This is a genomic window from Micromonospora maritima (genome assembly GCF_902825405.1).
GTDB classification, from domain to species: domain Bacteria; phylum Actinomycetota; class Actinomycetes; order Mycobacteriales; family Micromonosporaceae; genus Micromonospora; species Micromonospora maritima.
Window position 1 is genome coordinate 1 of sequence record NZ_CADEAU010000170.1, and the last position, 10,292, is coordinate 10,292.

General features: G+C 71.7%; 10 protein-coding genes and 1 pseudogene. 2 read left to right on the top strand and 9 right to left on the bottom strand.

What is annotated here, in order from left to right; translation table 11 throughout:
• Positions 1 to 347 precede the first annotated feature (347 nt).
• The 7 genes from HUW36_RS16630 to ngcE all read right to left on the bottom strand — a co-directional run bounded on the left by HUW36_RS16630 (position 348) and on the right by ngcE (position 5,434).
• Positions 348 to 779 (bottom strand): SRPBCC family protein, encoded by a 432-nt coding sequence (locus HUW36_RS16630; RefSeq protein ID WP_174529011.1) that lies wholly within the window; start codon positions 777 to 779, stop codon positions 348 to 350.
• Positions 772 to 1,092, bottom strand: a complete 321-nt coding sequence (locus HUW36_RS16635) for an ArsR/SmtB family transcription factor (RefSeq protein ID WP_174529012.1) — start codon at positions 1,090 to 1,092, stop codon at positions 772 to 774. The genes HUW36_RS16630 and HUW36_RS16635 overlap by 8 nt, the downstream gene beginning before the upstream one ends.
• On the bottom strand, positions 1,085 to 1,459 hold the full coding sequence (locus HUW36_RS16640) for a VOC family protein (RefSeq protein WP_174529013.1): 375 nt from the start codon (positions 1,457 to 1,459) through the stop codon (positions 1,085 to 1,087). Before HUW36_RS16640 ends, HUW36_RS16635 begins: the two co-directional genes overlap by 8 nt.
• 85 nt (positions 1,460 to 1,544) lie before the next feature.
• Complete coding sequence (locus HUW36_RS16645; RefSeq protein WP_174529014.1) at positions 1,545 to 2,108, bottom strand: hypothetical protein; 564 nt, start codon at positions 2,106 to 2,108, stop codon at positions 1,545 to 1,547.
• An 86-nt stretch (positions 2,109 to 2,194) separates the two neighbouring features.
• The gene (locus HUW36_RS16650) at positions 2,195 to 3,100 is read right to left on the bottom strand and encodes a carbohydrate ABC transporter permease (RefSeq protein ID WP_425487242.1); all 906 of its coding nucleotides are present in this window, start codon (positions 3,098 to 3,100) and stop codon (positions 2,195 to 2,197) included.
• A complete protein-coding gene (locus HUW36_RS16655; protein ID WP_174529015.1) occupies positions 3,097 to 4,008 on the bottom strand; it encodes a carbohydrate ABC transporter permease in 912 nt (303 codons plus the stop codon). Before HUW36_RS16655 ends, HUW36_RS16650 begins: the two co-directional genes overlap by 4 nt.
• Before the next feature lie 7 nt (positions 4,009 to 4,015).
• A complete protein-coding gene (gene ngcE, locus HUW36_RS16660) occupies positions 4,016 to 5,434 on the bottom strand; it encodes an N-acetylglucosamine/diacetylchitobiose ABC transporter substrate-binding protein (RefSeq protein WP_174529016.1) in 1,419 nt (472 codons plus the stop codon).
• A gap of 163 nt (positions 5,435 to 5,597) precedes the next feature.
• Between ngcE and HUW36_RS16665 the strand changes: the two genes are divergently transcribed.
• Positions 5,598 to 6,989 (top strand): acyltransferase family protein, encoded by a 1,392-nt coding sequence (locus HUW36_RS16665; RefSeq protein ID WP_174529017.1) that lies wholly within the window; start codon positions 5,598 to 5,600, stop codon positions 6,987 to 6,989.
• Here HUW36_RS16665 and HUW36_RS16670 read toward each other — a convergent pair.
• Together HUW36_RS16670 and HUW36_RS16675 are read right to left on the bottom strand one after the other, a co-directional pair.
• Positions 6,961 to 8,451 (bottom strand): CoA-acylating methylmalonate-semialdehyde dehydrogenase, encoded by a 1,491-nt coding sequence (locus HUW36_RS16670; protein WP_174529018.1) that lies wholly within the window; start codon positions 8,449 to 8,451, stop codon positions 6,961 to 6,963. The genes HUW36_RS16665 and HUW36_RS16670 overlap by 29 nt on opposite strands.
• Positions 8,448 to 9,749 carry an aspartate aminotransferase family protein gene (locus HUW36_RS16675; protein ID WP_174529019.1) on the bottom strand — a complete coding sequence of 434 codons (1,302 nt, stop codon included), beginning with the start codon at positions 9,747 to 9,749 and terminating at the stop codon, positions 8,448 to 8,450. The genes HUW36_RS16670 and HUW36_RS16675 overlap by 4 nt, the downstream gene beginning before the upstream one ends.
• A 246-nt stretch (positions 9,750 to 9,995) precedes the next feature.
• On the opposite strand from HUW36_RS16675, the pseudogene HUW36_RS16680 reads away from it, so the two are divergent.
• Positions 9,996 to 10,292: pseudogene (locus tag HUW36_RS16680) on the top strand (hypothetical protein); the annotation flags it as partial.

Below are 10,292 nucleotides of genomic sequence, written 5' to 3' on the forward strand. Positions count from 1 at the left end.
CGCGCCCCGCGCCCCGCGCCCCGCGCCCCGCGCCCCGCGCCCCGCGCCCCGCGCCGACGGACGATAACCCTCAACACCCTTTCGAGCTGATAACACCAACGACTCACCCTCACCCTCACCCACAGCCGCTGAGTCGTTGGTGTTATCAGCTCGACAGGCGACGGAGAACCTCGTCCCGTCCGCGACCGAGAAGCCGATGACGTGGACGACCCACACTCGCCGGGCACGCAGCGCCACCGGCTCGGTGGAACACCGTAGGCGTCACACCAGCCCCCACCGCACCGCCGGCAGAGCCTGGCCACTGCGGGACGGGCGTCCGCCGTGCACCGCAGGGGCGGGCCGGCGGGTCAGGGCAGTGCGGTCAGCGTGGCGGCGAGACGGGTCCAGACCTGGGTACGCCAACCGCCGTCGAGCAGGGTGAACGTCCGGCGCTGGAGCGGGTCGTCCGGGTCGAAGCCGGCGTGTTCCAGGAACAGCCGGGTGCCTCGCCCCTCGGGCACCAACGTCCAGGTGACCACCGTGTCGAGCGAGCCACCACGCCACGCCCAGCGCAGCCGCCGCGGCTCGTCGAGTTCCAGCACCTCGCAGTGGACCACCCCGTCGAACCCCTGACCCGGGCGCGCGAGGGTGCGGAAGGTGAAGCGGTGTCCGAGCGCCGGCCGGAAGTCGTTCGGCATGAGCCACCGTTCGAGGAGATCAGAATCGGTCAGGGCCCGCCACACCTTGGTCGGCGGATGGGGCAGGAACTGGTCCACCGCGATACGCGCCCGCTCACTCATCGGGCACATCGTCCAGCACCTCGCGGAGCCCGGCCAGGCGGGAGCGCCAGAACCGCTCGTACGGGGTGAGCCAGTCGGCCAGCTCGCGCAAGGGTTCGGGACGCAACGCGTAGAAGCGCTGTCGACCGACCGGCTGCTCGGTCACCAGCCCGGCGTCCTTGAGCACCCGCAGGTGCTCGGACAGGCTCGGTCGGCGCATGTCGAACCGGTCGGCGAGCCGCTGCACCGGCTGTTGCCCCTCCTCGCGGAGCAGCCGCAGCAGCTCCCGTCGGGTGGGGTTGGCCAGGGCCGCGAAGACGTCCGGCTCAGACACGGGTCTCCTGCAGCGCGATGCCGTTGCCGTCCGGGTCGGCGAAGGTGACGTACCGGCCCCAGGGCGCGACCTGGATCCCGCCCTCGGCGAACACCACCCCCCGGTCGCGCAGACGGGCGACGTCGGCGTCGAGGTCGTCGCTCTCCAGCACCAACCCCCGGAGCGAGCCGGCGGGCATGCTGTCGAACCAGGTGACAAGCGTCAGCGTGGTCGCGGCGCCCTTCGGGGCCACCTGCACCCAGCGGCCGCCGGGTCCCATCGGGTTGTCGCGCACCAGGTCCAGACCGAGCACGTCGACGTAGAAGTCGCGGGCCCGGTCCTGGTCGGTGACGGGTACGGAGACGAGCTGCACGTGGTTGACGGACATGCCGCCAGCATAGGTAGGAGATTTCCTACCGGTCAAGCGGAGGGGAGGCCGGCCGCCACGGCGGGCGACCGGCCTCCGTGCCTGCTCAGGCGGTCGGGTACCCCTGCGGCCCCGAGCCCTGCGGCGGGGTCGGGTATCCCTGCGGGCCCGGACCGTGCGGCGCGGCCGGGTATCCGTGCGGGCCCGGACCGTGCGGCGCGGCCGGGTACCCCTGCTGAACCGGACCGTGCGGCGCCACGGGCTGGCCGTGCGGCGGCACCGCGTGCCCCTGACCGGCTACGCCGTACGGAGCACCCGCCTGACCCGGGGCCGGGAAGCCGGGAGCCGGCTGGCCGTGGCCGGACGGGGCGAACATGCCGGGCTGCGGCGCTCCGGCGAACTGGTGCGCCGCGGTCTGCTCGCGGGCCTCCTTGCGGGCCTTGACCGCGCGCACGACCAGGAGGATCGGCAGGACGAAGACGTAGAAGAAGATCTGGTAGCGGCCGCCCTCGAAGAGGAAGAGCAGATAGAAGCCGTAGGCGAACATGGCGATGCCGACGACCACGTTGAGGATCCGGGCGCCGGTCCCCTGCTCCTTGATGGCGATGCCCAGGGCGACCATCGCGATGCCGCCGAGCAGCAACAGCAGCGTGTAGATGAGGAAGAACATGAGGTTCCTGTCGATGAGGTGAGCGTGCCGGCTCACCCTAGAGGAGCACGATCATCCCCACTGTCCCGTTGCCTGTGGCAACGACCTCACTTGAGCTGCCCGGCGGTCAGGCCGGCCTGGACCTGGCGCTGGAACGCCACGTAGACCACGAGCACCGGCAGGACGGCGATGGTCAGGCCGGCGAAGAGCTGGGCGTAGTCGCCGGCGTACCCCTGGCTCACCGCGAGCGAACTCAGCCCCTGGGCGAGCATCCGGTCCTGCCCGTCGCCGGGGATGAGCACCTGGGGCAGCAGGAACTGGTTCCAGTGACTGAGGAAGTTGAAGATGCCCACGCTGATCAGTCCCGGTCGCGCCATGGGGAGCATCACCCGGAAGAAGAGCCGGAAGTGGCCGCAGCCGTCGATCATGGCGGCCTCCGCGATCGAGGTCGGCAGCGTCCGGAAGAAGGCGGTCAGGAAGAACACCGTGAACGGCAGCGAGTAGGCGGTGTAGACCAGGATCAGCCCCGGCCAGGTGCCCAGCAGGCCGACGCTGCGCACCACGAAGAACAGCGGCACCAGGGCCAGGAACACCGGGAACATCATGCCGCCGACGAACAGGTAGTAGACCACCTGCCGGCCGCGGAACTCGTAGCGCGCGAAGACGTACGCGGCGGTGGCGCCGAGCAGCATGGTCAGGCACAGCGACCCGGTCACCACCACCAGGCTGTTGAAGAAGAACCGGCCGATGTGGGCGTTGGTCCAGGCCCGTCCCCAGTTGTCGAACCGCAGCGCCTCGGGCAGGCCCCACGGGTCGGAGATGATCTCGCCGTTGCTCTTCAACGAGCTGAGCAGCATCCAGGCCAGCGGCAGGATCGTCATCGCCGCCCAGAGCAGCAGGAAGCCGTGCGAGAAGACGTTCGCCACGCCCAGCTCACGCCGGGGCGGACGGTCGGCCGGGGTGGCCGCACCCGCCGCGACGGTGGTCGGGGCACCGGTTTCCACTGTGGTCACGAGTACTCGATCCGATCACGCCGGGCGGTCCGCAGGGCCAGCACCGCCACCGAGAGGGTCAGGAAGAACATGGCCACGCCGATCGCCGAGGCGTACCCGAACTTGTTCTCGCTGCCGAACGAGGTGTCGTACATCCGCAGGCCGATCACGTCGGAGGAGAAGTTCGGCCCGCCGTTGGTCATGAGCTGCACCAGGATGAAGCCGTCCAGCGCCGCGATGGCCAGGTAGATCCAGGCCACCTGGATGGTGTCCCAGAGCAGCGGGATGGTGATCTTCCGCAGCATGGTGGCCCGGGACGCGCCGTCGAGCAGCACCGCCTCGTAGATGTCGCGCGGGATGGCCTGCATGGCGGCGCCGAACAGCACCACGTAGAACCCGACGTTGCTCCAGACCATCACGGCCAGCACGCACCAGAACGCGAACCTCGGGTCACCCAGCCAGGCCGGGGTGTCGGTCATCCCGACCGCGCGCAGCGCGCCGTTGAGCAGGCCGCTGGTCGGGCTGTAGATCTCCTTCCACAGCAGCGCGATGATCACCACGGAGAGCACCTGCGGGAAGAAGTAGACAAGCCGGTAGACCGAGGTACCGCGTACCCCGGTCACCCCGGCACGGCCCTTGCGGCCCCCCATGGTGAGCATGCTGGCGAAGAAGAGACCCAGCGCGATGGTCACCACCGGCACCACCGCGAGCAGGATCGCGTTGTTCTTCAACGCGTTCCAGACGTACCCGTCGTGCAGCAGGGTGCGGAAGTTCGCCAGGCCGACCGGGTCGGCCTGCGCGGAGTAGCCCAGCCAGTCGGTGGTCGAGATCTGGAACGCCTGGAGGTACGGCGAGAGCACGAAGATGCCGTACAGCGCCAGCGGTGGCAGCAGGAAGCTGAGGATCAGCGGGTATCGGCCGTGTCGCATCCGATCGTCACGCGGCCCGCTTGTACTTCTTGACCGAGCTGTCCTGCGCGATCGAGTCGGCACCCTTCTGGCACTGGTCGAGGAACTCCGCCGGGGAGATCCGACCGCTGAAGAACTCGCCGCAGGCCGCGTCGACCAGGTTGCGCTCCAGCTTGCGGTAGTAGTTGTTGTAGACCCAGTTGAAGCCGTTGGACCCGGACGCGTCCAACGCCTTGACCACGGTGCCGAGCCCGTACGGCAGGTCGATGCCCTCGGTGGCGCCGGCGACCACGGGCAGGCTGGCGACCTTCTTCGTGAAGTCCTGGGCGCCCTTGCGCGACAGCATGGTGCGGAAGTACTCCAGCCCGCCGGCCACGTTCTTCGCCTTCGCCGGCACCATGAACGGCTCGCCCGCGGTGCCCCGGATCGCCTCGAACGGCAGCTTGTCGCCGCTGCCCAGGCTCGGCGTCGGCGCGACGGTCATGTTGAAGCCGGCCGGGGTGACGTCCTTCTGCTCGCTCTCCAGCCAGGAGCCGCAGGAGATGAACGCGGCCTTGCCCTGGCACCAGGCGGTCTGCGACTGCTTGTGGTCCAGGCCCGGGGAGCCGGCCAGGATGAACTTGTCCTTGACGATCTGGTACCAGGCGTCGGCGGCGGTCTTCATCGCGTCCGACTTCCAGGCGTTGGGCTCCAGGTTGTCGATGGCCAGCGCGACCGAGGGACCGCCCAGCTTGATCGCGGTGGAGATCAGCGGCCAGCTCATGTAGCGGGGGTGCACGCCGGCGTACGTCCAAGGGGCGATGCCGGCGGCCTTGATCTGGCGGCAGAGCGCGATGTGGTCGTCCCAGGTCTTGGCGTAGGTCCAGCCCCGGTCGGCGAACAGCTTGGTGGAGTGCCAGATGCCGTAGACCGTGTAGGTGTAGTTGAGCACCAGGAACTTGCCGTCGTAGGAGCCGACCTCGACGGTGCCGGGCAGCAGCGTGTCCTTGACCGTCTTGCCGGGCGTGTCGAGGCTGGGCGCGGCGAGCAGCTCACCGAGGTCGGCGATCGCGTTCTGGGAGACCAGGCCGTTGAAGTCGATCTGGCCGGCGCCGGAGTTGTTCACCACGTCCGGCGGGCTGCCGTCGACGAAGCGGGGCTGGAGCGTCTTGCTGATCTCCGCGGTGGCCGAGTGCTTGATCTCCGCCTTCGGGTACTTCTCCTTGTACATGGCCTCGTGCGCCTTGGCGTACTCCTCGCCGAAGCCGCCGTTGAAGATCACCACCTCCAGCGGCGCGTCCTCCTTCACCCCGAGCGGGTTCTGCTCGCTCTTGGTGCCCTTGTACGCGCCGGCGTCGCCCTTGTCGTCGCCACCGCCGGAGGTGGCGCAGCCGGCGAGCAGGCCGGCGGCGGGGGTGGCCAGCAGGCCGGCGGCGGCGCTGCGCCGAAGGATCTCACGCCTGTTCATCGCAACTCCTCGGTTCGGGTACGCGGGGTGGCGCTTCTGTCGCTTGTCTTCACATCAGCCGTTGTTGCTGAAGAATTTCTACGCCGACGCGACGCGGATCACAAGACTTCTCGACCGATCCGTTATCCGTACCGGTCGCCGACGGCTGGCATAGCCTGGCTCCATGCGCCGCCTGCGGCAGCTCGCCGAGCGCACGCCGCCGGGGCGGGAGCGCTACGTCGACCTGCTCCGGGCGCTGGCCGTCACCATGGTCGTGCTCGGCCACTGGGGCATCACGGTGATCGGGTACGACGACGGCCGCCCGACCGGCCGGTCGGCTCTGGCCGACCTGCCCTGGGCCTGGCCGCTGACCTGGGTGGCCCAGGTGATGCCGGTGTTCTTCCTGGTCGGCGGCTATGCCAACGCCGCCTCGCTGGCCGCTCGCCGGGGTCGCGGCGGCTCCGCCACCGGGTGGCTGGTGGACCGCAGCGCCCGCCTGGTCCGACCGACCACCACGCTGCTGCTGGTGCTGGCCGCCGGCGCGGCGGTCGCCACGCTGCGCGGCGCCGAGACGACGCAGGTGCGCACCGTGGTCTGGTTCGCCACCATCCCGCTCTGGTTCCTGGCCGCCTACTTCGTGGTGGTGGCCCTGACCCCGCCGATGTACGCGCTGCACCGCCGGTTCGGGCTCGCCGTGCCGGTGGCGCTGGCCTGTCTCGTCGCGCTCGGCGACCTCGGCCGGCTCCTCGGTCCGGCCGGTCTGGCCGACGGCAACTACCTGTTCGCCTGGCTGGCCGTGCACCAGCTCGGGTTCGCCTGGTACGACGCCCGGTCACCCGAGCTTCCCCGCCGGCGCCGGCTGCCGCTGGACCGCCGGGCCGGCGCGACGCTGCTGGTGGTCGGGCTGGCCGCGCTGGTGCTGCTGACCGCCGTCGGGCCGTACCCGGTGGCGATGCTGCACGTGCCCGATGAACGGCTGGACAACGCCGCGCCACCGAGCGTGGCGCTGCTCGCCGCGGCCACCACCCAGCTCGGGCTGATCCTGCTGCTGCGGCGCCCGGCCGGCCGCTGGCTGCGCAGGTCCGGCCCGTGGCAGGCGGTGATCGCGGTCAACGCGGTGGTGCTCACCGTCTTCCTCTGGCACCTGACCGCCGCGGTGCTGCTGGTCGGCCTGCTGGACGCGCTCGGCGCCCTGCCCACTCCCCCGGTCGGCTCGGCGACCTGGTGGGCCTGGCGGATCCCGTGGCTGCTCGCCCTGGCCGTGATGCTTGCCGCGCTGGTCGCCGTCTTCGGCCCGATCGAGGCCCGCACCCGTCGCCCGCCCAGTCCGGACGGCAGCGCGCCCGCCGCCGGACCCACCGCCGTCCCCGGAGGCCGTGCCGCCACGAACGGCCGGATGGCCATCGCGCTCGCCGTCACGGGGTACGCCGCCCTCGTCGCCGGCCTGCTGCTGAACAGCCTCGCGCCGAAGGAGGCGGCGGAGCCGCTCGGCCTGCCCGCCCCGGCGCTTGTGGTGTACCTGGCCGGGGCGGGGCTGCTGCGGCTGCTCAGGTCTGGGTGGGGAAGCCGAGGTTGACCCCGCCGTGGCGCGGGTCGAGCCAACGGCTGGTGACCACCTTGCCCCGGGTGAAGAACGCGACCCCGTCGGCGCCGTGCGCGTGCAGGTCGCCGAAGAGCGACGCCTTCCACCCGCCGAACGAGTAGTAGGCCATCGGCACCGGGATCGGCACGTTGATGCCGACCATGCCCACCTCCACCTCGTGCTGGTACCGGCGGGCCGCCCCGCCGTCGTTGGTGAAGATGGCGGTGCCGTTGCCGTACGGGTTCGCGTTGACCAGCTCGACCGCCTCGTCGTACGAGTCGACGCGCAGCACGCTCAGCACCGGGCCGAAGATCTCGTCGGCGTAGATCGACATCTCCGGGGTGACGTGGTCGAACAGGGTCGGGCCGAGCCAGAACCCGCCCGGCTCGCCGTCGGGCGCGACGTCCCGCCCGTCCACCACCGGCACCGCGCCGGCCGCGATCCCGGACTCCACGTAGGAGCGCACCCGCTCGGCGTGCGCGGCGGTGACCAGGGGGCCCATGTCGCAGCCCCGTCGACCGTCCCCGGTACGCAGCCGGCGTATCCGCTCGGCGATCCGCTCGACCAGCGCGTCGGCCACCGGTTCCACCGCCACCAGGGCGGAGATCGCCATGCACCGCTCCCCCGCCGAGCCGAAGCCGGCGTTGACCGCCGCGTCGGCGGCCAGGTCCAGGTCGGCGTCGGGGAGCACGACCATGTGGTTCTTGGCCCCGCCCAGCGCCTGCACCCGCTTGCCGGTCAGCGCGCCGCGCTGGTGCACGTACCGGGCCACCGGGGTGGAACCGACGAACGACACCGCCTTCACGCCGGGGTGGTCGAGCAGGGCGTCGACCGCCTCCTTGTCGCCGTTGACCACGTTGAGCACCCCGTCGGGCAGGCCGGCCTCGGTGAACCACTCGGCGAGCAGCAGCGCCGCGCCCGGGTCCTTCTCGCTCGGCTTGAGCACCACCGCGTTGCCGCAGGCGACCGCCACCGGCACGAACCAGAGCGGCACCATGACCGGGAAGTTGAACGGGGAGATCACCGCGACCACGCCCAGCGGTTGCCGCAGGCTGTACGAGTCGACCTCGGTGGAGACGTTCTCGCTGAACCCGCCGCGCAGCGCCGAGGCGATGCCGCACGCGTACTCGATCACCTCCAGCCCGCGTTGCACCTCGCCGGCGGCGTCCGCGAGCACCTTGCCGTGCTCGGCGGTGATCACCTCCGCGAGCCGGTCCCGGCGGGCGTGCACCAGCTCCCGGAACGCGAACAGCACCGCCGTGCGCCGGGCCAGCGAGGCGTCCCGCCAGGCGCGGGCCGCGCGCTCGGCGGCCTCCACCGCGCCGGCCACGTCGGCCGCGCCGGCCAGCGCCACCTGGGCGCTACGGCGGCCGGTGGCCGGGTCGAAGACGTCGCCGCGCCGCGCGGACTCCCCGGTCGTCCGCTTGCCGTCGACGTAGTGCCCGATCAGGTTCACGCCGCCGCTCCGACCGCGGTGCGGATCGCGTCGACCAGGATGGCCAGGCCCTCGCGGGCCTCGTCCTCGGTCAGCGTCAACGGCGGGCCCATCCGCACCACGTTGCCGTACAGCCCACCCTTGCCGACCAGCAGGCCGCCGGCGCGGCACGCCTCGAAGACCCGGGTGGTCAGTTCCGCGTCCGGCTCGACGGTGCCGGGGCGGACGAACTCGACGGCCAGCATCAGGCCCTTGCCGCGTACCTCGGCGACCTGGTCCAGGTCGGCGGTGGCGGCGCGCAGGCCGTCGGCGAGGATCGCGCCGACCCGGGCCGCGTTGGCCTGCAGGTCGTGGTCGAGCAGGTAGTCGAGCACGGCGTTGCCGGCGGCGGTGGAGATCGGGTTGCCGCCGAAGGTGGAGAAGCTGATCGCCGGCACGGACTCCAGGATCTCGGCCCGGCCGACCACGCCGGCCAGGGCGAAGCCGTTGCCGACGCCCTTGGCGAAGGTGAGCAGGTCCGGCGTCACGCCGTGCGCCTGGTAGCCCCAGAAGTGCTCGCCGGTGCGCCCCCAGCCGGTCTGCACCTCGTCGCTGATCAACAGGATGCCGTGCTCGTCGAGTACCTTCTTCCAGGCGGCGAGGAGCCCGTCCGGGCCGTGCACGAAGCCGCCGACGCCCTGGATCGGCTCGGCGATCAGGCAGGCCACGTCGCCGGCGGTCTGGGTGGCGAGCACCTCGCGCAGGTCCTCGACCGCGGCGTCGATCCGGTCGTCGGCGTCGAGCCGGGCCAGCAGGCCGCGCAGCCGCTCACCGGAGTGCAGCCAGGCCACCTGCAACGGGTTGAGCGCGCTGGCCGACCAGCTCCGGTTGCCGGTCACGCCCATCGCCGCGTACGACCGGCCGTGGTAGCTGTTGCGCACCGCGAGGATCTGGTGCGAGCGCCTGTGGTTGGTGGCGACCAGCAGGGCGGCCTCGTTGGCCTCGGTGCCGGAGTTGGTGAAGAAGACGCGGGCGTCGGGGATGCCGGAGAGGCGGGCGACCTTCTCGGCCAGCTCGACCTGCTGGCGGATCAGGTAGAGCGTGGAGGTGTGCACGAGGCCGGTGCGCAGCTGCCGTTCGACCGCCTCCCGGATCTCCGGGATGTCGTGGCCGACCATGGTGGTCAGCACCCCGCCGAAGAAGTCCAGGTAGCTGCGACCGGCCGCGTCGGTGACCCGGCGACCGGAGCCGGCGACCAGTTCGAGCGGTTCGGCGTAGTAGAGCGGCATCCAGGACGGGAGTACGGCCCGGTGTCGGGCGAGGAGGTCGGCGGAGGTCATCGGCGCACCCTTCAGCGGCGTTCTGGTCCCCGCACGCTCCCACCGCGCCGGGACAGGGACAACTGTCACTGTGTCGCGCGGCGTCGCTGCCGACCTGACACCACGTCAAGCGGTCGTCACGCTTTCCGGAGCGAAAGGGGCCATCCGCCGGCCTTCCCGTCGCCGATCGGGGCGCTCTGCCACGCGATCCGCAGCGCAGTCGCGCCTGGACCGCGACCGAGAGACGTCGCCGGTAGCATCCGCCGGGTGCGGACGACCCGGGTGGAGCTGCCGGCCGGCACCGCGGGGACGAGCCACGCGGAGCTGCTGGCCGGCGTGCGGTCCTGGGTGGAGTCGCCGCCGCTGCGCGCGCTGGTGGCCCGCTTCGGCGGCGACTGGCCGGCCGGCGACCTGGCGGCGGTGCTGGCCGGGTTGGACGTGTTCTCCGCCCGGCGCTGGGACTTCCGCCAGGGGCGGGAACGCCCGGACGCCCGGGAACCGGCGTTCGACCCGCAGACCGCCGGGCTGGTGCTGGCCGCCGCCACGGCGCTGGGCCTGGTCCGG